We start from the raw sequence: 23,016 nt of genomic DNA, 5'->3' as shown, positions 1-23,016 counted from the left end.
CGCTCCTGCTGTTTGCATGATCCCAACAGCAGGAGCGTTTTTTGTATCTGGGCTTCTTCTCATTCTTTTTCCTGTTTCGGTACAAACTGAAAGATATCGTGGGATTCAAAGGAGTCGATCAAGCGGGAGAGCCATTGGTAGTACTCCAAGCCATTCTCGATCCTTTGAATACTGAGGTTTACACGTTCAAGGTCTTCGGCAGACCATTCTTCCGACTCCTTGAGCGCATAAAGCTCCTGCAAGGACTTTTTCAAAACCATTACATTTTGCTCACAGGCATGCCGCCATTTGGTGGAAAAAAGATCGATGAAATTCTGGTACCAGTCCAGATTTACCTCGTAGTGATCCTTGCGAGTTCCTTTTTTCCATATCTTATCAACCATATTCATATCGAGTAATGTACGCACGCTGGTGCTCATGCTCGTCTTGCTCATTCCCAGAGCCTGTCCCATTTCATCAAGCGTCATGGACTTGTCCTGAAAAAGCAGGGTGCCGTACAAGAGACCGGTAGACATCGTGATGCCGTACAAATCCATGTTTCGGGCCAGAGTCTCAATCACGCGATCTTGTGCCTTGGCGAGGATTTTTTCCTGATTGGGTTCCATTTTGAAAAAAGCACTCCTCTGGTCAATTTGCCTGAGTAGATTGTACGTTTCTGACTGCAAAAAGTAAATGGATATATCGTACAGTATATCCGAGTTATTCTGCGAATACGGTAAGAAAAGTACGTAAAGTTTTTTCTGAACGCTAAAAACGCCCGAATATCACGCCTCACCCAATTTGAGGTAAAACCGACCCCTCCGATAGAATGGATAGTGTAAAGAAAAGTCCGGATTCGGGCAGAAAGTTGGAGGTGACCATATGCCCAAGATTCAAGTAGAAAATCTGACAAAAATCTTTGGACGCCAGCCCCAACGTGCCTTGCAGCTGTTGGAGCAGGGACGATCCAAACAGGAAATCCTGAAAGAAACGGGTCTGACTGTTGGTGTCAACCAAGCTAACTTTGAAGTGCATGCTGGAGAGATTTTCGTGATTATGGGTCTTTCCGGGAGCGGGAAATCTACACTGGTTCGGTTATTGAATCGTCTGATTGAGCCGACGAGTGGACGGGTGCTCATTGACGGCCAGGATATCGTGCGGATGAATACGGAACAATTGCAGGAGGTACGCCGCAAGAAGCTCGGGATGGTGTTCCAGAAATTCGCTTTGTTTCCGCACAGAACCGTGCTGGACAATGCCGCGTATGGCTTGGAGGTCCAAAACGTTCCAAAAGCAGAGCGCGAGAAAAAAGCGCAGGAGTCCCTCGCGTTGGTGGGGCTCGCCGGTTGGGAGAAGAGCTATCCTGATCAATTGAGCGGCGGGATGCAGCAACGTGTTGGTCTCGCTCGTGCTTTGGCGAACGAACCGGACGTGTTGTTAATGGATGAGGCGTTCAGTGCGCTTGATCCGTTGATTCGCAAGGACATGCAGGATGAGCTGCTGGAGCTCCAGAGCTCGATGCAAAAAACGATTATCTTCATCACGCATGATTTGGACGAGGCATTGAAGATCGGAGACCGGATTGCGTTGATGAAGGATGGAGCCGTGGTACAGGTAGGGTCGCCAGAAGAAATCCTGACCAACCCCGCCAACGAATATGTAGAGCGATTCGTTGAAGATGTAGACCGTTCCAAAATCCTGTCAGCAGAACATGTCATGAAGCGCGCCGAGACGATTACGCTGGACAGAGGTCCGCGTGTAGCTCTGCAGTTGATGCGGGACAGAGGGGTTTCTACCTTGTACGTGGTGGACAAAAGAAAAATGCTGCTTGGCGTACTGACAGCTGATGCGGTGAACGAAGCCAAGCAGGAAGGCAAGACACTGGAAGATGTCTTGAGAAAAGAAGTACCTACGGTAGGACCGCAAACCCTGTTGAACGATCTGTTTGACCTGGTGGCGTTCTCGGATGTACCCGTTGCGGTAGTCGAAGAGCAAGGGAAATTGCTGGGTGTGATCGTGAAGGGGGCCGTTCTGGGTGGTTTGGCAGGTAAGGTCAACCAGGAAACAGGTCTGCCGACAGATGAAGGGCAGGTGAAGGAACAATGAGTCAAATGATCCCCAAGCTGCCGCTCGATGAGTGGGTAGAGACGATTGTAGATGTCTTGGATGACAAGCTGGGATTTTTGTTCGACCTGATTTCGGCAGGAATTGGCGGGACAGTGGATCTGTTTCACTTTATTTTGACAGGCTTGCCATTTTGGGTACTGTTGATCGTTTTCACACTGCTCGCGTACCGGGCAGGTAAACTATCGATTGCTCTTTTTACATTTATTGGGCTCCTATTGATTCAAAATCTCGGGTACTGGGAACATTCGATGCAGACGCTGGCGCTGGTGCTGACCGCAGGACTGATCTCTGTCGTCATCGGGATTCCAGTCGGGATCTGGTGTGCGCGTAAGGATGCAGTGCAAAATGTGATCACACCGATGTTGGACTTCATGCAGACGATGCCAGCCTTCGTCTATCTGATTCCAGCGATTTTCTTCTTCGGATTGGGACAGGTACCGGGGGTGATCGCATCTGTGATTTTTGCGATGCCACCTACGATTCGCCTGACCAATCTGGGTATCCGGCAGGTTCCCTCGGATTTGATCGAAGCTGCAGATTCGTTCGGCTCTACCTATTTTCAAAAATTGTTCAAGGTACAGCTGCCTATCGCCAAAACCACGATGATGGCCGGGATCAATCAAAGCATCATGCTGGCGCTCTCGATGGTGGTTATCGCTTCGATGATTGGAGCAAAGGGCTTGGGTGCCGACGTCTATCGCGCTGTAACCCAGATCAAGATCGGGGAAGGCTTCGAGGCTGGATTGGCAATCGTCATTATCGCCATTCTGCTGGATCGAATCACCCAAAGTGTAGGAAAGAGAAAAAATGCCTAGGAGGGGTTTTTCATGAAGAAAAAACATATCTGGAAAGGTTTGACCGTGGCACTCGGAATCAGCATGCTGATGGTGGGATGCTCCAACGCTACGCCAGCACCTGAAGGAAATCAGCCAGCACCGAATAACGGTGAAAGTGCGCAAGGTGCCGTCGGTCAACAAGTCGATTACAAAATCATCGGAATTGACCCGGGTGCCGGCCTGATGAAGGCAACCGAAAAAGCCATGAGCGAATACGATCTCAAGGATTGGGAGCTGGTGGAAGGCTCCAGTGCGGCGATGACCGCGGCACTGACGCAAGCGTACAAGGATCAAAAGCCGATCATCGTGACAGGCTGGACACCACACTGGATGTTCTCCAAGTTTGAAATGAAATACCTGGAGGATCCAAAAGGCGTGTATGGAGCGGATGAGCAAATCCACACGATCGTCCGCAAAGGCTTGAAAGAGGAGCAGCCTAGTGCGTATGCCTTCCTCGACAAGTTCTCTTGGACGCCAGCAGATATGGAAAAAGTGATGCTCGAGATTGCCGATGGCAAAAAGCCCGAGGAAGCAGCTGATGCCTGGGTGAAGGAAAATGAACCCTTGGTGAACCAGTGGGTCGAAGGCATTGAGCCGGCAGAGGGTAAAAAACTGACCCTTGCGTATGTTGCTTGGGATTCCGAGATTGCCAGCACCAATGTCGTCAAGCAAGTACTGGAGCAAAAGCTGAAGTACAAGGTCGAGCTGAGCCAGGTGGAAGCCGGACCGATGTGGATTGGTGTTTCCAATGGGGATGTAGACGGTATGGTAGCGGCTTGGCTGCCAACTACGCATGAGGATTACTACAAGAAGCTGGGCGACCAGATCGAAGACCTTGGCCCCAACCTGAGCGGAACCAAGCTGGGATTGGCTGTGCCAAAGTACATGGAGATCAACTCCATCGAGGATCTGAAGAAGTAGGAGCAATAATTACAAGGATAGAGCAAGCACCGTCGGATGTACCTCCGGCGGTGCTTTTTGACGTGAAAAATGAATAAAGGACACGTTGATCCAAACGTTGTGGTGGGCAGGAAACAGGAGAAAACGCTCCAGCTTCTTGGGCTGCCTGCATAGGAGGTTCACTGCCCGACTCCATGAAAAAACGAAACCGTGTCCAAAGCAGTCACCTCCAAGGAGTCTCTCAGGGGTGGACGCTTAAAGGCGTGTTTCGTTTTTTTCACTCCGTCTCGGTAGGCAACCCAACGATCTTCGCTTATTTCTCCTGTTTCCTGTGGCCAGCTTTATCCCCGTCTCTTTCATGCTCATGTAAAGATTATTCGACGAAGCATTCTACGTAGCCAAACAATGAGATGGTGTAATCTTTGAACTAGCACTCAAGCTGTTGAGTGAAAAAAGAGAAACCTGCTTTTAGCGTCCACCCATGATATACATCATGAACCGGCTGCTTTGGACGCGGGTTTCCCTTTTTTCTCTCCTCCCCTAAAGTCCGACCGTCTTCCGGTTTTGTTTCATTCAAGGAAACAATTGTGCCGCCAGCGCAATGCAAAACGTCAGCGTAAGGGTACTGAGCAGGGTAGAGACCAGGACAGCCTGTGCAGCAAACTCCGGTTCATTGCCGTATTCCAAAGCCAAGAAGGCATCCGCAAACAGTCAGACTCAGGAAGCTGACGAAGAAAAGCCAACTGCCTAATGTCGTTCATGAGAAGTCTGTTCCCGGGCGTAACCGGGAACGGGCTTTTTTGCTGCGATAGGGCCAAAAAAGCCAGAATGGGAGTGGACGTGCTGAGAATAAGATAAAGGAGAGAAGGGATTACGGGAGGCTTGACGTGGAGCAAATACTGGATGTTTTGGTGATGAAGTACGGATACCTTGGCATCTTTTTTTCTCTTGCGCTGGGCGTGGTGGGTCTGCCTATACCAGATGAAGTGCTAATGACCTACGCAGGCTTTTCCGTTGCGCGCGGCGTTTTGCTGATGCCATTTGCGCTGCTGAGCGCTTTTCTTGGTGCGACGGTAGGGATTACGGTCAGCTATGCGATTGGTTTGAGATGGGGTCTTCCCTTCTTGCTGCGGGTAGGGCCATACCTGCATATCACACCCGACAGGATCGCTGCTACACAAAACATGTTCACCCGCTACGGCACCTATTTACTGCTCTTTAGCTACTTCTTGCCTGGTATTCGCCATTTGACGGCCTATCTGGCAGGAATGGCAGCGATGGAGGTGCGAAAATTCATCGGCTTTGCCTATGCGGGTGCTTTTATTTGGAGCATGACCTTTTTGCAGCTAGGACTCGCGTTGGGCAAGGAGTGGTATCGGGTGATCGTCTACGCGAGACATTACGGAGTCTGGCTTTTGGTGATTGTCATCTTGGTTCTGATGGGCGTCTATGTGTGGCGAAAGTCTCAAATCTCTCGTCACTAGCAAAAAGGGGAGAGGGTAATCCGATCATGGATTACCCTCTTGCTTAGAAAAATTTCGTATGCTCTTTTTTCTCTTCATTTACAAGCAATTGAAACACGTCTGGTCTCGCGTAGTGTCCGACGACATCGAAATCAAATTGGCTTTCCGTGATCTGATCCAGATTGAGCTCGGCGTAAATGATTTCCTCTTTTCCGACTACAGGCTCAACAATGAACTCGCCTAATGGACTGACAATACAGCTACCGCCACGCGAACATTCATCGTCCAGATCTGCGAACTCTGCACGCTCTACAATATCCTGCGGGTACATGGCCTTCGTGGAATACTGGTTGCAGGAGAGGACGAAGCAGCGTCCTTCCAGTGCGATATGGCGCATGGAAGCGAGCCAGGAATCACGCGCATCAGCGGTAGGGGCCAAATAAATTTGAACACCTTTGGCGTACATGGCTGCACGGGCAAGCGGCATGTAATTTTCCCAGCAAATCAAGGCACCTATGCGACCGTATGGCGTATCGAAAACGGGGAGCGTACTTCCGTCGCCCTCGCCCCAGATCAGTCGCTCCGATCCGGTAGGCTTCAGCTTGCGGTGCTTTCCGAGAATGCTGCCGTCCGGTCCAAAGAATAGTGCAGTACAATACAGGGTTCCACCGCTGTAGGCAGCATCCTTTTCGATAACCCCGATCACGACGTAGGCACCAGCTTCTTTCACCGCTTTTCCAATCGCCTCCGTCTCTGCACCTGGAATGGTAATGGCGCTTTCCGAATAGCGGGCGAAATCCTTGCGTCCCTCCGGTGAGCGGCTTCCTACCTTGGCACCGAATGACATGCCACGCGGGTACGCGGAAATAAAGGCTTCAGGGAACAAGATGATTTTTGCCTGATTTTTTCCGGCTTCTTTAATCAGCTGAATCGTTTTGTTTACAGTTGCCTCTTTGTCCATGACGATAGAGCCTGCTTGGACGACCGCGACTTTAAATGGTTTGTTTTTTGACATGATCTTCAATCCCTTCCTTTACCTTGAGTTTTCTGGATAAAAAATGCGATTCAGGTCACTGTGAAACTGCTCTTTAGTCTGGGTCTGACGATCTTGTGTAGCCAGGCTGACGAGAAAGAAAGTTGCCAGACCTAAAATCAATCCGGTTGCCGCAGGGCCAATCGGTAATGGAGAACCGCCTAAATAGACAAACGTGAGACCTGCCAGGCCGACGAAGATCGAGGAGATGGCTCCGATCTTGGTGCCGCCCTTCCAATACAGAGGACCAAGTGCAGCTGGTACGAGCTGCAATACAATTCCATAGCCCAGTGCTGCGACTGGAACCAGGAAGCCCTGTGCAGCAGGAATGAATGAAATAACGATAATCAATACGGTCATCAGCAAAATGGTTGCCTTCGCAATCAGCGTTGTCTTCTCTAGCGAGGCATCTTTTTTCACGAAGCGAACAAACAAGTCATTTACCAGTAAGCTTGCCGAGGATAACAAAGCACTGTTAATCGTAGAAATACCAGCTGCAATGACCGCCGCCACCACGATGGAACCAAAGATTGGCGCATAGCTTGAGAAGAACAGGGGGATAATCCGATCACTATTTTCCACGGTCAATCCTGGAACCAGGCCGGGAGTATGAGCGAGCATGCCGATGAACAGAGCACCCAGAGCCATCAGCCATGAATTCCAGAACGGAGTAATGATGGATGTCTTCGCAAGGATCAATGGCGATTTGGCCGAATAAAATTTCTGCCACATATGAGGCATGATCCAGAAGCCAAACCCGAGACCGAGCGCTGATTCCAGAATACCCCAGAAATTTCCTTTGTTCACGAGAATTTGAGGGGCGGTTTCCTGCAGCCCCTTGAACGCATCGAATCCACCTGCTCGAACGATAAAGATAACGGTAATGAGCAGTAGAACTGTTCCGAAGAAGAAGCCCATAAAGGTATCTGCCCACGCAGCTCCCCGTCCGCCGCTTAATGTCACGATAATTCCTACGAACGCGCCCATGATCAATACGCCAACCCAATAAGGAATTTCATTATTCGTCAAGCTGTTTAAAGCGAATGCACCACCGGTGATTTGGATGAGCATATACGGAACCAAGCCGATAATTCCTACCGCGGCAAAAAGGATTCGCAGGAAAGGACTGTCGAAGTATTTCTCTACCATGTCCCCGGGTGTGATGAAGTTATGCTTGCGGCCCAAATACCAAATCCGTGTACCGAAAAGCCAGATGAACATCGCGTGTACGACAGCCCATGCGGCAAACGCGACGAACCAAACCCCATCCCGGTAATGAGAGCCGATTGCACCCAGAAGTGTCCATGTACTGAAATAGCTTGCTCCGGTTGTCATCGTCATGACGATTGTTCCCAAGCCGCGTCCAGCGAGGAAGAAGTCATTCGGTGTTGCCACGTTTTCTTTTGAAGCCCGGTTGCTAATCCATAGCAAGATCGACAAGAAAAGAACGAGTACGATAATGGTTACAACAGCTTGGCTCATTTGTTTTCCTCTCCTTCCTCGTAAGCTTCAAATTCTCTTTCTGCTCGTTCAGCGAATGGTTTAAAGAATTTCTTATAGACTATGAAAATAATCACTGTATTAAGCGCATTTAACAGAAGTACCCAGATTAAGGGCTGCGGAAAGAATCCGATGAATGTTGCCTCGTTGAAAATATTAAAATTAGGCAAATATGATAAAGCATAAAAAAAGAAAAAGGCGCCAATGTATACGGCATGTAGTTTTCTCATAGGTTCACCATCCTTTTGCATACGGAAAATTGTTTATAGTATAAATAGTAAGACATTTTAACTATAATGAGAAATATATATATCATATACACACTATTCCGTTTTGGAATGAAAAGCGAAAGTAGTGATAACAGTGAACCTTTTAGACTGTAAAATAAGAGACTTGAAAATACTGGTAACCGTGGTGGAAGAACGTAACTTTACGAGAGCGGGCGAAAAATTGTTTATCGCCCAGCCTTCTATCAGCAAGTCTGTTCAGAGGTTGGAGGAAGAATTGGGAGTCACTCTGTTTGATCGCAGGATGAGGGACGTCACGCTGACAGATGCTGGAGAAATCGTGTACGAACATAGCAAAGAGATACTCGCGATGATGAAGCGCATGCAAATCGGGATTGAAGATTTGTCGGATTCAACAGCCGGTCATTTGAAAATCGGGTTGCCGCAGATCATTGGGACGTTCATTTTTCCACCGATTGGAAAGGCGTATACGGAGCGCTATCCCGGAGTGACATTAAAAATAGAAGAAAGAGGCGGCCTTCTAACAGAGAAGCTCGTGGAAAAAGGAGAGCTGGATGTTGGATTCGTCGTCTTTCCGGTAGACAACCCACTCTTGGATACGGAGCAAATCTATGAGGATTCCTTTGTTCTTTGTGTGTCAACCAACCATCCGCTCAGCAATCGGATGCATATCGAGCTGCATGAAGTGAAGGACGAGCCATTTATCGTTTTCGCCAAGACGTTTGCGTTGTACAAAATCGTCATGAACGCTTGTGAGCGGTCTGGATTCCAGCCGAATGTCCTATTGGAAAGCACGCAATGGGATTTGATATTAGAGCTGGTTTCCGTGCAGATGGGTATTGCCATTCTGCCACGGGTGTTTGCGCATAAACTAAAAAATATCGAAATCGTCTCCATCCCTATTACCAATCCTGTATTCAAGTGGAAAGTAGGGGTGATTACGAGCAAAAAATACTATCAGTCTACGGCGTTAAGGCGCTTCCTGGAAACTATACGTAAGATCTACGGCTAAGATGAAAAACGCTCCCTTGAACAAGCCAAGAGAGCGTTTTTGTGTTACATTACTTCATTCAGCGTTTGATAACCAGACTGTCCTTTACCAAACGGACGAATTCAAGCTGCTGTTCTCCTTGGGCCGTAGCTTCTGCTGATGCCAGTACCTGCTCTAGGGAGCTGTCTTTTGCCCAGTAGCTCTCGCGCAAAATTTCCGCAAACTCCGCGACAGTGGCGAGGAATTGCAATTCCTGAGACAGCTCGGAATGAATCTGCACGGGCTGGGCAACCTCGGCTACCTGATTGGCAGCAACATCGTGGTAACGGACGCGAACGGTGCCAAGATCAGTCTTTTGTTCAGTCTTCAGCTTGACTTCATACAGGGCAGTCACGGCATGGCCGGCACCGATCTCTCCTGCATCTTTGGCGTCGTTGCGAAAATCTTCGTCCCGCACATCGCGGTTTTCGTATCCGAGGAGGCGATAGCGCTCGACCTTTTGCGGATCGAACTCCACCTGGATTTTAACGTCGCGGGCGATCGTTTGCAGAGTCCCGGTCAATGCTTCTGTGAAAATTCGCCTTGCTTCTGAAAAGGAGTCGATGTACGCGTAATTGCCTTCTCCCTTATTGGCGAGCTGCTCCATCAGGACATCGTTGTAATTCCCCATACCGAAGCCGAAGGTACTCAAGTAAATATCCTTGCGGGCGTAATCTTCAATCGAGCGTAGGATACCGTCCGGGCCGGTTTCCCCGACATTGGCGACACCGTCTGAGCAGAGAATCACCCGGTTGATGGCCTGCTTATCGAAAGTACGCGATGCCATCTCATAGCCCAACATCAGCCCTTCCTCCGCATTGGTCGAGCCGCCGGGAACGAGGCGGTCGATGGAAGCAAGGATCTTTTTCTTGTCCTCAACCGATGTAGGGTCGAGGATGACTTCTCCTGTCGAGCCATAGACGACGATGCCTACTGTATCGGAGGGCTGGAGCTGATCGACGAGGATGCGCAAGCTTTTCTTTACCAGCTCCAGGCGGTTCTCCTGCTCCATCGATCCAGAGACGTCGATCACAAAGACGAGGTGAGCTGGCTTTCGATCCACGGCCGGGATTTCCTTGCCTTTGATTCCGATGCGGACGAGCTCGTAGCCTGAACCGAAAGGAGAGGGGCCGCCATCCACTTGAATAGCGAATGTTTGGTCCCGGGGAGCGGGGTAATTCGGCGAAAAATAATGGATATATTCCTCCACGCGAACAGCATCTGCGGGCGGAAGATTGCCGTCTCGGATGTACTGGCGCATGATGGAATAGGAGCCTGTATCCACATCAGCGGCAAACGTGGAGAGATTGTCTTCATCGGTAGAGATAAACGGATTGGTGCCGTAATGCTTGAAGGTCATAGCTTCTGGTTGACGAGGAGCTGCTGGCATTTCTGCCTGGCTGGAGCTGACCGCTGGATAGGCTCGATCCTGCATGGAGACTGGCGCTGAATTCTCTGGAGCCATTGACATACTGCAACCCATTAGCGATGCCACACATACGGCAGCTGTTGCGCTTTTGATTTTTTTTCTCATCTATTAAAAACCCCCTTTGACCTATCTGACGTGGAAAAAAATAGGTTGTTACACTGGTAGGCTCGGTCCAACCCTTGTATGATGAAAAAAAGAGCGGGAGGGGAAGGTCGCATGAACACATACAGCTATTATTGCTCGACCAGAATCGAGATGGGGACAGGGAAGTCACTGGAGCTGCCAGCTATCCTGGAATCCTTGGGTCTGGGGAGGTCCATTCTTCTGGTAAGTGACCCAGGCGTCATTCGTGCAGGGCTGGTCGAGCCGATTCAGTCCGCTTTGGAGAGAGCGGGATTTTCGGTCACGCTGTTTGACGCACTCAGCCAAAATCCACGCGATACCGAGTGTCTGGCAGGAGCGGCACTTTTCCGTGAGTCCTCGGCCGAGATGGTCGTTGCGATCGGGGGAGGCAGCGCGATGGATACGGGCAAAGCGATTGCGCTCATCGGCCGAAATGGGGGAACGCCTGTTGAATATGCAGACGGGCTATTGCCATACGCGAACATTGCGCCCATCATTTGCATACCTACCACTGCGGGTACCGGATCGGAAGTGACGCGCTCCTCCGTGATCACGGAAGCGGCGACCCATCGCAAGATGACCTTGAAACACGCAGCACTTCGACCGACACTGGCCGTTCTGGACCCGGCACTGACTTACAGCGTACCGCCTGCCGTGACAGCAGCCACAGGGGTAGATGCTTTGGTGCATGCCATCGAGGGCTATACCTGCAAAGTGACCAATCCCATCTCCCAAGCGTTCGGCGCACAAGCGATGCGAAAAATCGTGAAGGCTTTGCCCGATGCGTATGCAGACGGCAGAAATGAGCAAGCCCGCTATGACATGCTGGAGGGAAGTCTCTTGGCAGGGCTGTGCTTTGGTTCGGCGGATGTAGCCGCAGTGCATTGCCTGGCAGAAGCGCTGGGTGGCTTGTACGACACGCCGCATGGTGTAGCGAATTCGGTCTTTTTGCCGTATGTCCTGCGCTTCAATGCCCAAGAGGATCAAGCGCTGCACGCGAGTCTGGCACGCTTTATGGGCTTTGCCAGCGATGCAGATGCAGACGAGCTGGCCTGCGAAAAGCTGGTCGCGGGAATCGTGGACTGGACGAACAGCCTCAATATTCCGAGGCTCAGGGACTTGCCGGGAGTTCGCGAGGAGGATTTCCCACGGATCGTCGAGCTCTCTGTCAAGAACGGCTCTACACCGAGCAATGTCCGCACCGTAACAGCAGAGGACTACCTGCAAATTTTGCAGGAGGCGTATCGGGCTTAATAGGCATACTTATAGGAACAGCTGCGGAAAGCCATTTTTCCGCGGCTTTTTTTTAATAATAAAAAACGAATGATAATGAACCATTTACAATAGTGTGTGTAACACAGTATAATAACCGCAGGAGTTGGTGATATGAAGGACGTTCAAGAGGTTATCCAAGGATTAATGCAGGAATTACGGCGTGGAACGATCATTATCGGCGTTTTGAGCCAATTGTCGGAGCCCCAATATGGATACTCCCTTGTCTCCGTTTTGGAGGAGAAGGGCATCTCGATAGATCCTGGCACGCTGTACCCTCTCCTGCGCAGATTGGAAAAACAGGAGCTTTTGGAAAGCAAGTGGGACACGAATGAAGCTCGCCCACGCAAGTATTATTTGCTCAGTCCGTTTGGCAAGGAAGTCTACGAACAGCTTTGTATAGAGTGGAAAAACATGATCGCCAGTGTGGAAAGCCTGATCGATCATCCGGGAGGCTAGAAGATGGAACAAGTCAATCGATATATTTATGTCGTGACGCAAAAGCTGCCCAAACAGCAGAGAGCTGACATTGAGCGAGAGCTGCGGGGACTGATTGAAGACATGATCGAGGAGCGGGTCATGGGTGGGGAGGAGGATGAGTCGGCTGCGGAGCAAGTATTGATAGAGCTGGGGAATCCGCATGACTTGGCTGCCAAATACAGAAGTGAACCGAGGTATTTGATTAGCCCTCTGCTGTTTGACACGTATCTGTCTGTACTCAAAATCATCCTTATCTGCATCGTGTTGATTCAAATCTTTGTCTTCGGCATCTCCTTTATCCTTGACCCCACACATGTTCAGGAACAATTCAATCATTTGATTCGTGCCTTGATTTTTGTACCTGTGCAGGGGTTTGCCTGGACGACACTTACCTTTGCCTTTTTGGATTACGCCATGCGAAAGGAGAAGAAGGCAGGCATTGCGGGCAAGAGCGGATGGCATCCAGCCAAGCTTCCGCCGATCCCCGACGCGAAATGGGAAATCAAGCAATCCGAGTCCGTGCTCGGGATCATGTTTACCATCTTCTTTCTGGTGCTCTTTACCTTCTCGCCGCATCTCATCGGGGCTACGGTATTTTCGGAGGGGAATTTGAAAAATGTCATTCCCTTTTTCAATCTCGAAGTATTTCGTGAATACCTTCCATTCATCTGGATATTGGGATTGCTCGGTCTTTTCAAGGACACCGTGCGTTGGGTGAAAAAGAGCTGGACGAATAGCGTCTTTCTTACCCACATACTCTTCACGATCATCTCGGGCTTGTTCGGTGTATTCATGTTTGCCAATCCTGAGCTGTACAACGCGGAATTTATGAATGAACTTGTGGTGTATGGCATGGTGGAGGCGGGCAGTGAGAAGCTGGATACGCTCGCCAAGATCTGGAGTCTGGCTATCGAGTGGATCGTGTATCTGATCGGAGCATCTACGCTGATTGAAGGGATCCAGTCCGGTGTGAAGTGGATTCGTTTTCGCCGTAGTCACGGCTCCAAAATCGTCTAAGCCATGATGAGAAAGGTAAAATCTCTCCGGAAATAAACGGGGAGATTTTTTCACCCCTTTACATACATACAGTATGTATGTAAAATGAATACCAACATCATCCAACAGGGGGTTCTAAGATGAAAACGAATAGCTTTTATCCCGTCATTTTGACAGAGCAGGTCGCATCAAGTGCCGCATTTTATACGGAGTACTTTGGCTTTGAGAAGGTTTATGAAGCTGATTGGTATGTGAGCCTGAGGCTGGCGACGGGGGATATTCCATTTGAACTGGCTCTTCTGGATCTCACACATCCGACCATTCCAGCTGCCTACCGCAAACCTGTGCAGGGCTTGATTCTCAATTTTGAAGTAGATGATGTGGATGCGGAGTACCAGAGGTTGATTGTAGAGGGAAAGCTGGCATTGGAGCTGGATATCCGTGACGAGGAATTTGGACAGCGACATTTCATTACGCGTGATCCAAACGGAGTCTTGATCGATGTCATCGCCATCATCCCGCCGTCAGAGGCAGAAAGCCTGCAGTATGCAGAGAAGATCTGGCAAGAATGAGTGAGACGGTCGCATTAAAAGAGTATTTCGGAGTTGAACTGGCGCATCGTCTATCCGACTTGATCAAGCCTAGCCATCCCGATTTTCCGGATGAATGGTTTGTGCACGCAGTTGCTGATCAGGTAGGACCCCTTCCACTCAAAGCAAGAGTAGCTGTCATCGCGGATACCTTGCACCGTGCCTTGCCGCCTGATTATGCACAGTCCTTGCAGATTCTCTTGACGATACTGGGGCAGGAGAATGAGACCGAGGAGGGGATGTTTACGAACGGCTATTTTTTGATGCCTGTTGCGTTTTACGTAGAAAAATACGGGTTGCAGCATTTCGACCTCTCTATGCAAGCCATGTATGAGATCACCAAGCGGCACACCTCGGAGTATGCGATTCGCCCGTATCTGACTTGTCATCAGGATGCGTGTATGGAATTATTGAACAAATGGCGCCACGATCCGAATCTGCATGTGCGTCGTCTGGTCAGTGAGGGGACGCGACCTCGTCTGCCTTGGGCCAAGCGCATGCCTGCTCTCAAAGGCGACCCTGCCTATAATCTCGCTTTGCTTGTCCCATTGTTGAACGATCCTTCTTTTTATGTCAGGAAGTCGGTCGCCAATCATCTGAATGATTTGACCAAAGATTACAGGGAAGCGACGCTAGGCTGGCTTCATGTACAGATCGATCGCAGGGGGCGAGACGAGCATTTTGCCTGGATGGTTCGTCATGCCTTAAGATCGCTGGTCAAGTCAGGGGACGTAGAGGCATGCGCCCTGTTGGAAAAGCTGTAAGAAAAGGAGTACACAACATCCATGAAACGGAATCAAGAAGAGACGAATGCGACAATCCGAAAGCTGCTCGAAATCGCCAGACTTCATTTTACCGAACGCGGGTATGCGGATACGGCATTGGAGGATATCGTCCAGGAAGCACAGCTCACGCGCGGTGCACTCTACCACCATTTTCGCAGCAAAAAGGGTCTTTTTCAGGCTGTGCTGGAATCAGTCCAGCAAGAAGTAGCCGAAAAGGTGGAGACACAGGCGGCAAAGAGTGAAGACGTCTGGGAACAGCTTGCACTCGGATGTCGCGCATTTGTGGGTGCAGCCCTAGAAGCACAAAACAAGCGAATTCTGCTCTTGGACGGACCAGCCGTACTCGGATGGGAGGAGTGGCGCAGGATGGACGAGCAGCACTCCATGCGATTATTGCGCGAGCAGCTGCAGGGCATGCAGCAGCAAGGTCAGCTCAAACCGGTCAGCATCGAGGCGTTGACCCATTTTCTCTCTGGCGCATTGAATGAATCTGCGCTCTGGATTGCCCAAATGGCGGATGCAAGTCAAGCCTTGGAGGAAACCGCGCAGATGATTTCGTTGTTGCTGGAAGGGTTCCGGAAACCCGAGTGAATGAATGGAGCGCAAAGGGGGTTTTGATGTGGATGCTGCCTATGTCACATTCTACGAGTTTGGAAGTCCCGGGCAGGTACTAAAAGTAGAAAATAGAGAGCTTCAACGACCCAAGGCCGGGGAAGTGCTTGTCCAAATGACTGAACGCCCGATTAATCCCTCGGATTTGCTCCCGGTTTACGGGGTCTACTCGCACCGGATCTCCCTGCCAGCCATTCCCGGCTATGAAGGAGTTGGAGTGGTCGTAGATGTAGGGCCTTTCGTTTCCAGTCAGTGGATAGGCAAGCGCGTCCTACCTTTGCGAGGAGAGGGGATCTGGCAGGAATACGTCACCTGCAATGCGGAACTCGCTGTACCAGTGCCGGATTTTATGGAGGATTACATGGCGGCTCAGCTGTATATCAATCCGATCACGGCCTGGGTTGCGTGTACCGAAGTGCTGGCATTAAAACCGGGTGATGTGCTGCTGGTCAACGCATGCGGCTCGTCTATTGGCCGAATCTTTGCCCAGCTGTCTCAGGTTCTCGGCTTTCAGCTTATTGCAATCACCCGTAATCATCACTATACGGAAGAACTGCTTCAGCTCGGAGCCACTCATGTCATCAATACGGCGGAAACCCCGTTGCAGCCGACAGTGATGGAATGGACGAATGGACGAGGGGCGAAGGCCGCGATTGACTCAATCGGTGGGACAGATGGCTCCGACTTGGCTTTTCTGGTTCAGTCAGGCGGCATTGTATTGACGATAGGCCTGCTGTCTGGGCAGCCTGTCCATTGGGCTGAGATCTCGAAAAAGACCAACGTTCAGGTGAAAATGCTTCATCTGCGGCATTGGAATCAACAGGTCTCCGTACAAGCCTGGCAAAATACCTTTCAGCATCTGATCTCACTCATCCAGAAGAAAAAGCTGACCTTCAGAAGGCCTGACGCTCATTACAGCCTGTCTCAGGTGCACGAGGCGGTGCGTTATGCAGAATCCAGCAGCTCAATGCCCTCCATGACTTTCTGAAAGGGCAGACCACCGATGTCCATCTGAGCCAGGAATCGCCGATGTCCAAACAGTTCATGCTGGCGTAGGATTTTCTCGATGATTTGTTGAGGACTTCCTACGAATAGAGCGGTGTCAGCAGCAGCCATCTGTTCAAAATCATCTCTGGACATCCTGAACCCCATTCCCCGCTGTCGATTCACGTAAGCCCAGTAATTGGAGTAATACGGAAAGAACTCGTCTTTGGCTTGTTGTGTAGTCGAAGCGAGATAACAGTGACCCGTTACGCCGATGCAAAGCTCTTCGGGCGCATGTCCTGCATGGGCTGCTGCTTTTCGGTACGCATCCACAAGGGGAACGAATCTTTTAGGATCTCCTCCCAAAATCGCCATTGCCATCCCCACACCTAACCGCCCAGCACGAATGGCACTATCGGGTGTACCGCCAACCCCGACCCAGATCGGTAATTTGTTTTGTACAGGACGAGGGGAAATTTCTGCCGCATTTAATGAAGAACGAAAGCGACCGTTCCAAGAGAGCTTTTCATGTTCATTCAGCTTGAGGAGGAGCTCGATATTTTCGGAGAAAAGGGCATCGTAGTCATGGGTGTCATAGCCGAATAGAGGGAATGATTCCACAAACGCTCCTCGACCCGCAATGATTTCGGCACGTCCATCCGAAACCAGATCCAACGTCGCGAAGTCCTCGAATAAACGGACAGGATCAACCGTACTAAGGACAGTCGTAGCACTGGTCAGTCTGATTCGCTTGGTGGCCTGGGCGATCGCAGCCAGAACAACAGGCGGAGAGGATACGGCATAATCCAGCCGATGATGCTCGCCCAAGCCAAAAACATCCAGTCCAGCCTCGTCTGCCAGCTTGGCTGCTTCGATCATTTCTTTTATGCGCTGATGGGCACTAATCGTTCTTCCGGTCAGAGGATCAGGTCCTAGATCGGCTAATGTGTAGATCCCGATTTCTATTCCTGATTGCTTTTTGTTCACGTCTGCTGTCATAGGTGTACCTTCTTTCGCTTACGCATGCTGTAAAAGAATCCGATTCCCCGAAGGATCAGTGGTCACCCATGCATCCCCATTCTCGACTACAGGCGCACCAATCTGTTTTAAGTCTGAGACAACCTGTCTTCTAACCTCATCGCTCGGCAAAATTAGCGTAAAGGATTCGAGACCGACACTGTTTGCGGGCGGTGGGGGAGCACCAACCCCATTCCAGGTATTGAGGCCGATATGGTGATGGTACTTGCCTGTAGAAATGAACAATGCCCGTGTCCCAAAGCGATTGACGACTTCAAACCCAAGCCCCTTCGTATAAAATTCTTCTGTCTTTTTCAGTTCGGACACATGCAGATGGATATGCCCCATGACGGTATCGGCAGGCAGCCCCGTCCAGGAAGCTTGATGATTCTCTGCCAGAAGGTCTTCGAAATTCAATGGATCTACTGCCATTTGCACTTCTCCGTTTACCCAGCTCCACACAGACGCAGGACGATCCGCGTAGATTTCAATCCCGTTGCCATCGGGGTCCGATAAATAAAGGGCCTCGCTAACCAGATGATCCGATGAGCCAATCCGGATGCCTAACTGAGCGAAATGCCTGACGATATTCGCCAGATCGGAGCGACTCGGCAAAAGCAGCGCAAAGTGGTACAATCCAGTCGTCTTTCCTTCCTTCGGCAAAGCGTTGTCCGGCTGTTCGAGGGACAGCACGCTGCTTTTGCCATCTGTCGTCAGTTTGGCTGAGGTATCAGTTCGCTCCAAAATCTGAAAGCCGATGACCTCCTGATAATACTGGAGAGAGCGCTGCAAATCCTGAACCTTGATCCTGACATGACCTACGTATGTGTTCGGTTCACGATGAAAGTCCATCTTGATTACCTCCCTTTGGATGTTATCTTCCGTACAGTCGTATGTACGTTCAGCCGGAAATCAGATCTTTATGTAAAAATAATAGCGTACAGACGCACGGACAATCCAGCCTGCGAGTGTATGAACCCTATTTCTCCCAACAATCGTTAGCATTCAGGAGACGGAATAAATTATTCCATTTACATCCCGAACATCCATTCGTACAATAACAGAAAGTAGGTGATGTAGGTGAACAGAAAAAAACAAATGGGCGAAATCCTCGATTACCTGAAAACAGAAGAACGTTTCGCCCAAAATATTGTCCACTGGCGAACGATACCCAGCAGAGAGGCCAAGAGTGTACCGTTTCCGACAGAATTGGATGCACGCATTCGAGAAGCGCTGGAGAGAAGGGGCATTCCTGCGTTGTACACCCATCAGGAGACCTCGTTTCGCCATGTGATGGCAGGCCAAAGCATTGTGGCAGTCACGCCGACGGCTTCGGGAAAAAGCATGTGCTATCATCTGCCTGTCCTGCAGACCTTGTCTGAGGATACACAGGCACGAGCGCTCTATCTTTTTCCGACCAAGGCACTGGCGCAGGACCAGAAAAGCGAGCTGCACGAGCTGATCAATGAGATGGGGCTATCCATCAAGTCCGAAACCTACGATGGCGACACGCCGGCACAGATTCGGCAGACCGTGCGAAAAGCAGGCAATATCGTCATCACCAATCCGGATATGCTGCACTCCGCAATCCTGCCTCACCATACCAAGTGGGTTTCCTTTTTTGAGCATTTGAAATACGTCGTCATCGACGAATTGCATACATATCGCGGTGTTTTTGGCAGTCATGTCGCCAATGTCATTCGCAGACTGAAGCGGATTTGCGCGTTTTACGGGAGTCATCCGCAGTTTATATGTACATCGGCGACGATTGCCAACCCGCGCGAGCTGGCAGAACAGCTGACAGAGGAGCCTGTCATGCTGGTCGACAACAACGGGGCGCCAGCAGGGACCAAGCACTTCCTGTTCTACAACCCGCCTGTGGTGAATCGGCAGCTCAACATCCGGCGCAGCGCCACCCTGGAAGCGCGAGACATCACCGAGCAGTTCCTGACCAATGGCATCCAGACGATTCTTTTCGCACGCAGCCGTGTCCGTGTGGAAATTTTGCTGACCTACCTGCAGGAGCTGATCAAGCGAAAGCTGGGACCTAAGACCATTCAGGGGTACCGCGGTGGCTATTTGCCAAGTCAAAGACGTGAGATCGAACGCGGTCTGCGCAATGGCGACATCATGGGTGTCGTCAGTACGAATGCGCTGGAGCTGGGCGTAGATATCGGTCAGCTGCAGGTGTGTGTCATCACGGGCTATCCGGGCTCTGTCGCCAGTACCTGGCAGCAGGCTGGGCGCGCAGGCAGACGGCAAGGGGAGTCGGTCGTCGTCATGGTGGGCAGCTCGACACCGCTCGACCAGTATGTCATCTCCCATCCGGAGTATTTCTTCGACCGCAGTCCGGAGACCGCGAGAATCAACCCGGACAATCTGATCATTCTCGTCGACCATCTCAAGTGCGCTGCTTATGAGCTTCCTTTCAAGGAGGGAGAGCGCTTCGGCAGAGCGGAGATCACGGAAGTTCTTGAATTCCTCACCGAAGAGCAGGTCTTGCATTTTTCCCGAGGAAAATGGTTCTGGATGAACGATTCCTTTCCGGCTCACAACATCAGTCTGCGCTCGGCTTCGCAGGAAAACGTGGTCATCATCGATATCAGTGAACGAGGCAACGAGCGTGTCATCGGGGAAATGGACCGCTTCAGCTCTATGACGCTGCTGCATGACGAAGCCATTTATCTGCATCAGGGGATACAGTTCCAGGTGGAAAAGCTGGATTACGAGGAAAAGAAGGCGTATGTGCGGGAAGTCCAGGTCGATTACTACACCGATGCCAACCTTGCTGTCCAGCTCAAGGTGCTGGAAGAGGATCAGTCGCGACGACATGCGGAAAGTGCCTTTGCCTACGGGGAAGTGTCTGTTCATGCGATGGCGACGATTTTTAAAAAGATCAAGTTCGAGACACACGAAAACATCGGTTCCGGCCCGATCCATTTACCTGAGGAAGAGCTGCATACCAATGCAGCCTGGATCAGCTTTTCCAACACCTTATTGGAAACGATCGGGAAGGAGGATGTGGAGCGCGGGCTGGTCGGACTGGCACATGTCCTGCAGCACGTCGCGCCGTTGTTTGTCATGTGTGACCCGATGGACCTGCACGTGATTCCGCAGCGAAAAGCCGTGCATTCCCAGCAGCCGACGATATTCCTCTACGACCGCTATCCGGGCGGCATCGGACTTAGCGAGCAGGTGTACAAGGAAATGGAGACGATTCTCACACAGGCGGAGCAGCTCATCACCTCCTGTCCTTGCGAGTCAGGCTGTCCGTCTTGTGTCGGAGCAACGGACGATGGCAGCAAAGGGCTGGCTATGACCTTGCTGCGTGTCGCGCAAGGGGGAAGCACCTATGTCTCTTAAAGCCAAGCTGCAACGCATGAAAGGGCATCTCGTTAAAGAAGGCGACCAGCAGAAGACGGACACACGGCAGGAGCAGGTGCCGGACTCTTCGCTTCTAGTGGAGGCGGACATTCCTTTTTCTGATCGCTGGAAAGAGCTGCAAGCAAAGCCTTACGTATGGGAAGGCGAGCATGTGATGATTCGCGAGGTGCGCTATCCTGTCGCCCATCAGCATGGAGCGTATTCATTCGCCGAGCTGCATGATGCGATTGCCGCCTGGGAAGCATCTGGCAGGCAGCATCCGTTGTCGGCGTCAGGCAGAAAGGCCGAGGATTTGCTCTTTTTCGATACAGAGACGACAGGACTTTCCGGCGGAGCGGGAAACACCGTGTTTCTGCTCGGCTACAGCCGCGTAGAGGGGGACGAGGTCGTGATGCGCCAGCATTTTCTTCCCGCCCCGCACGCGGAAGTCACCTTGTATCACTCGTTTTTGGAGCAGGCCAAGAAGTCATCCCATCTCGTGACGTTCAACGGCAAATCCTTTGACTGGCCACAGGTGAAGACGCGGCATACCTTGATCCGCGATCAGGTGTCAGCCCTGCCGGTGTTCGGCCATCTGGATCTGCTGCACGGGGCGAGGCGCTTGTGGAAGGACGAGCTGGAATCCTGCCGCCTGTCTTTGATCGAGCAGGTAAAGCTGCAGGTTACTCGTGAGGACGACCTGCCCGGTTTTTTGGCGCCAATCCGTTACTTCGACTTCCTCCACAGCCAGGACCCATCTGTGATCGAGGGTGTTCTGCGCCACAACGAGCTGGACGTCCTGTCTCTGATTACGCTCTACACGCATATTTCCCGCTTGATCCTTCAGCACGAGCATGAGGACGTGTCCTGCGAAGAATGCTTTGCCATAGCCCGATGGTATGATGCACTGGGAGATCAGGAAGCGGCGATCCAGGCCTATGCGTTTGTCGCGGATAGTGAGCACCCTTGGAATGTTCGGGCGAAGCTGGCGCTCGGGCAGCTTTATAAAAAGCAAAAGGACTGGAGGCGAGCGCTGCACATCTGGGAGTCCTGCATGCAAGGGACGCGATTTGTTCCGGAAGAGATCTACATCGAAGCGGCAAAGCTATGCGAGCATCAGTTCAAGGACTGGGAAAAAGCTTTGTCTTACACAAGAAAAGCGTACGAACAATGGAAGCAGCGTTCATCCCTGCTGCGGCAAAAAAACAGAGCAGAAGCGCAGGCCTACGAAAAGCGGATCACGCGTCTGGAGCAGAAGCTGAGCGGAGCTGTTGAGGAAGTGGATGGGATGGGGAGTCTGTTTTTCTGATTCAAAAAGGGGACATCCATCCCATTGTCTAGAATGGTCGGCTGGCCATAAGGAGGAGTTGGCACGATTGAGCTTGGAATGAGCAAGCAGGAAGTGGAGGCGTGCATCCAGGCCTATACAGCGAAGTACATGAAACCATCCTATAGCGAAAGATTTTTTGAACATGTATTCATGGTGAAATACGATTCCGAAGGTCGGGTTGGAGCCGGACATACAAGAGGACGAGCGGAAATACTTGTATTTTGAATCGGTCAGTATCAGCAGATAAGCGAGAAAGCCTCCCTTTGCCAGGTGCAGAATAGACGCGCAGGCGAAGGAAGGCTATTTTTTATTTGGAGGACTTCACATATTTCTCCCGGTACTCGTCTGCAAGCATCGCCATCAGGATCGAGTCATGGTACTCATGGTTGTAGTACAGGGCCTGACGCTGTACGCCTTCGCGCTGGAAGCCCAGTTTTTCGTAGGTGTGAATCGCACGTTCGTTAAAAGCGAAGACGTTCAATTCGATTCGATGCAGATTGAGGATGCCGAAGCCGTAGTCCAGCATCAGCAGCATGGCTTCGCTGCCATAGCCTTTGCCTTGAAACTTGGAGGAGTCGATGGCGATGCGGATGTAGGCATTTCGATTGTTCCGGTCGATTCCTCCGATCTGCACATCTCCGATCACTTGGTCGTTCTCGCGCAGTGCAATCAACAGCAGCACACTTGAGGAGTCGTTGGCTTTTCCTTGAATATATTGAGCGATTTCCTCGCGGGTAAATGCCTTCTGGGTGCCCGTCAAGCGACGTGCTTCGGAGTTGAACAGCATTTGAAAATACAGCTCGGTATCATCAAGCCCGACTGGACGCAGATAGACGCGCTCCCCTTCCAGAAAGCGCACGGGAGTGATTGAATGTTCCTGATGAGACATGGTGATTTCCTTCCTTCCGATTCGTTTCCA

Annotated in this window: 22 protein-coding genes; 14 read left to right on the top strand and 8 right to left on the bottom strand. The window is 51.0% G+C overall.

Annotated features, from left to right (window positions below; translation table 11 throughout):
- Positions 1–59: 59 nt before the first annotated feature.
- The gene (locus EDM52_RS16045) at positions 60–605 is read right to left on the bottom strand and encodes a GbsR/MarR family transcriptional regulator (protein WP_122909988.1); all 546 of its coding nucleotides are present in this window, start codon (positions 603–605) and stop codon (positions 60–62) included.
- A 256-nt stretch (positions 606–861) separates the two neighbouring features.
- On the opposite strand from EDM52_RS16045, the gene proV reads away from it, so the two are divergent.
- The 4 genes from proV (at position 862) to EDM52_RS16025 (ending at position 5,326) form a co-directional block, all read left to right on the top strand.
- A complete protein-coding gene (gene proV, locus EDM52_RS16040) occupies positions 862–2,085 on the top strand; it encodes a glycine betaine/L-proline ABC transporter ATP-binding protein ProV (RefSeq protein WP_122909987.1) in 1,224 nt (407 codons plus the stop codon).
- Positions 2,082–2,921 carry an ABC transporter permease gene (locus EDM52_RS16035; protein ID WP_122909986.1) on the top strand — a complete coding sequence of 280 codons (840 nt, stop codon included), beginning with the start codon at positions 2,082–2,084 and terminating at the stop codon, positions 2,919–2,921. The genes proV and EDM52_RS16035 overlap by 4 nt, the downstream gene beginning before the upstream one ends.
- A 12-nt stretch (positions 2,922–2,933) precedes the next feature.
- Positions 2,934–3,863, top strand: a complete 930-nt coding sequence (locus tag EDM52_RS16030; RefSeq protein WP_122909985.1) for a glycine betaine ABC transporter substrate-binding protein — start codon at positions 2,934–2,936, stop codon at positions 3,861–3,863.
- A gap of 866 nt (positions 3,864–4,729) precedes the next feature.
- Positions 4,730–5,326, top strand: a complete 597-nt coding sequence (locus tag EDM52_RS16025; RefSeq protein ID WP_245997004.1) for a DedA family protein — start codon at positions 4,730–4,732, stop codon at positions 5,324–5,326.
- 43 nt (positions 5,327–5,369) lie between these two features.
- Here the strand turns inward: EDM52_RS16025 and EDM52_RS16020 are convergent, their stop codons facing one another.
- Genes EDM52_RS16020 through EDM52_RS16010 form a run of 3 tightly spaced genes read right to left on the bottom strand, consistent with a single transcriptional unit; the run spans position 5,370 to position 8,068 of the window.
- Entirely contained in the window at positions 5,370–6,320 is a 951-nt protein-coding gene (locus tag EDM52_RS16020; RefSeq protein WP_122909984.1) for a carbon-nitrogen hydrolase family protein, read from the bottom strand.
- An 18-nt stretch (positions 6,321–6,338) separates the two neighbouring features.
- Complete coding sequence (locus EDM52_RS16015; protein WP_122909983.1) at positions 6,339–7,820, bottom strand: sodium:solute symporter family protein; 1,482 nt, start codon at positions 7,818–7,820, stop codon at positions 6,339–6,341.
- Entirely contained in the window at positions 7,817–8,068 is a 252-nt protein-coding gene (locus EDM52_RS16010; RefSeq protein ID WP_122909982.1) for a hypothetical protein, read from the bottom strand. The genes EDM52_RS16015 and EDM52_RS16010 overlap by 4 nt, the downstream gene beginning before the upstream one ends.
- 163 nt (positions 8,069–8,231) lie before the next feature.
- Here EDM52_RS16010 and EDM52_RS16005 point away from each other — a divergent pair, with 163 nt between their 5' ends.
- Positions 8,232–9,098 carry a LysR family transcriptional regulator gene (locus tag EDM52_RS16005; RefSeq protein ID WP_183185141.1) on the top strand — a complete coding sequence of 289 codons (867 nt, stop codon included), beginning with the start codon at positions 8,232–8,234 and terminating at the stop codon, positions 9,096–9,098.
- Between the two features lie 58 nt (positions 9,099–9,156).
- Here the strand turns inward: EDM52_RS16005 and EDM52_RS16000 are convergent, their stop codons facing one another.
- Positions 9,157–10,650, bottom strand: coding sequence for a vWA domain-containing protein (locus EDM52_RS16000; RefSeq protein WP_122909980.1), 1,494 nt, complete (start codon positions 10,648–10,650; stop codon positions 9,157–9,159).
- A gap of 111 nt (positions 10,651–10,761) precedes the next feature.
- Between EDM52_RS16000 and EDM52_RS15995 the strand changes: the two genes are divergently transcribed.
- The 7 genes from EDM52_RS15995 to EDM52_RS15965 all read left to right on the top strand — a co-directional run bounded on the left by EDM52_RS15995 (position 10,762) and on the right by EDM52_RS15965 (position 16,391).
- Positions 10,762–11,922, top strand: a complete 1,161-nt coding sequence (locus EDM52_RS15995; protein ID WP_122909979.1) for an iron-containing alcohol dehydrogenase — start codon at positions 10,762–10,764, stop codon at positions 11,920–11,922.
- A 132-nt stretch (positions 11,923–12,054) separates the two neighbouring features.
- Complete coding sequence (locus EDM52_RS15990; protein WP_122909978.1) at positions 12,055–12,399, top strand: PadR family transcriptional regulator; 345 nt, start codon at positions 12,055–12,057, stop codon at positions 12,397–12,399.
- Between the two features lie 3 nt (positions 12,400–12,402).
- Positions 12,403–13,437 carry a permease prefix domain 1-containing protein gene (locus EDM52_RS15985; protein ID WP_122909977.1) on the top strand — a complete coding sequence of 345 codons (1,035 nt, stop codon included), beginning with the start codon at positions 12,403–12,405 and terminating at the stop codon, positions 13,435–13,437.
- Positions 13,438–13,556: 119 nt separating this feature from the next.
- Positions 13,557–13,988 carry a VOC family protein gene (locus tag EDM52_RS15980; RefSeq protein WP_122909976.1) on the top strand — a complete coding sequence of 144 codons (432 nt, stop codon included), beginning with the start codon at positions 13,557–13,559 and terminating at the stop codon, positions 13,986–13,988.
- Positions 13,985–14,770 (top strand): DNA alkylation repair protein, encoded by a 786-nt coding sequence (locus EDM52_RS15975; RefSeq protein ID WP_122909975.1) that lies wholly within the window; start codon positions 13,985–13,987, stop codon positions 14,768–14,770. The genes EDM52_RS15980 and EDM52_RS15975 overlap by 4 nt, the downstream gene beginning before the upstream one ends.
- Positions 14,771–14,791: 21 nt before the next feature.
- Positions 14,792–15,382, top strand: coding sequence for a TetR/AcrR family transcriptional regulator (locus tag EDM52_RS15970; protein WP_122909974.1), 591 nt, complete (start codon positions 14,792–14,794; stop codon positions 15,380–15,382).
- Positions 15,383–15,410: 28 nt separating this feature from the next.
- On the top strand, positions 15,411–16,391 hold the full coding sequence (locus tag EDM52_RS15965; RefSeq protein WP_122909973.1) for a zinc-dependent alcohol dehydrogenase family protein: 981 nt from the start codon (positions 15,411–15,413) through the stop codon (positions 16,389–16,391).
- Here EDM52_RS15965 and EDM52_RS15960 read toward each other — a convergent pair.
- Positions 16,349–17,386, bottom strand: coding sequence for an LLM class flavin-dependent oxidoreductase (locus EDM52_RS15960; protein WP_122909972.1), 1,038 nt, complete (start codon positions 17,384–17,386; stop codon positions 16,349–16,351). The genes EDM52_RS15965 and EDM52_RS15960 overlap by 43 nt on opposite strands.
- Before the next feature lie 18 nt (positions 17,387–17,404).
- Complete coding sequence (locus tag EDM52_RS15955; protein WP_122909971.1) at positions 17,405–18,256, bottom strand: VOC family protein; 852 nt, start codon at positions 18,254–18,256, stop codon at positions 17,405–17,407.
- 246 nt (positions 18,257–18,502) lie between these two features.
- On the opposite strand from EDM52_RS15955, the gene EDM52_RS15950 reads away from it, so the two are divergent.
- Both EDM52_RS15950 and EDM52_RS15945 read left to right on the top strand, forming a co-directional pair.
- Positions 18,503–20,767 carry a DEAD/DEAH box helicase gene (locus tag EDM52_RS15950; RefSeq protein WP_221175553.1) on the top strand — a complete coding sequence of 755 codons (2,265 nt, stop codon included), beginning with the start codon at positions 18,503–18,505 and terminating at the stop codon, positions 20,765–20,767.
- Entirely contained in the window at positions 20,757–22,076 is a 1,320-nt protein-coding gene (locus tag EDM52_RS15945) for a ribonuclease H-like domain-containing protein (RefSeq protein ID WP_122909969.1), read from the top strand. Before EDM52_RS15950 ends, EDM52_RS15945 begins: the two co-directional genes overlap by 11 nt.
- 328 nt (positions 22,077–22,404) lie before the next feature.
- On the opposite strand, the gene EDM52_RS15940 is transcribed toward EDM52_RS15945, so the two are convergent.
- Positions 22,405–22,986: a GNAT family N-acetyltransferase gene (locus tag EDM52_RS15940; protein WP_122909968.1), complete on the bottom strand. Its 582-nt coding sequence runs from the start codon at positions 22,984–22,986 to the stop codon at positions 22,405–22,407.
- Positions 22,987–23,016: the final 30 nt, after the last annotated feature.

It is taken from the genome of Brevibacillus invocatus, assembly GCF_003710915.1.
Taxonomy (GTDB): domain Bacteria; phylum Bacillota; class Bacilli; order Brevibacillales; family Brevibacillaceae; genus Brevibacillus; species Brevibacillus invocatus.
This window is presented reverse-complemented; position numbering and strand designations above follow the sequence as displayed.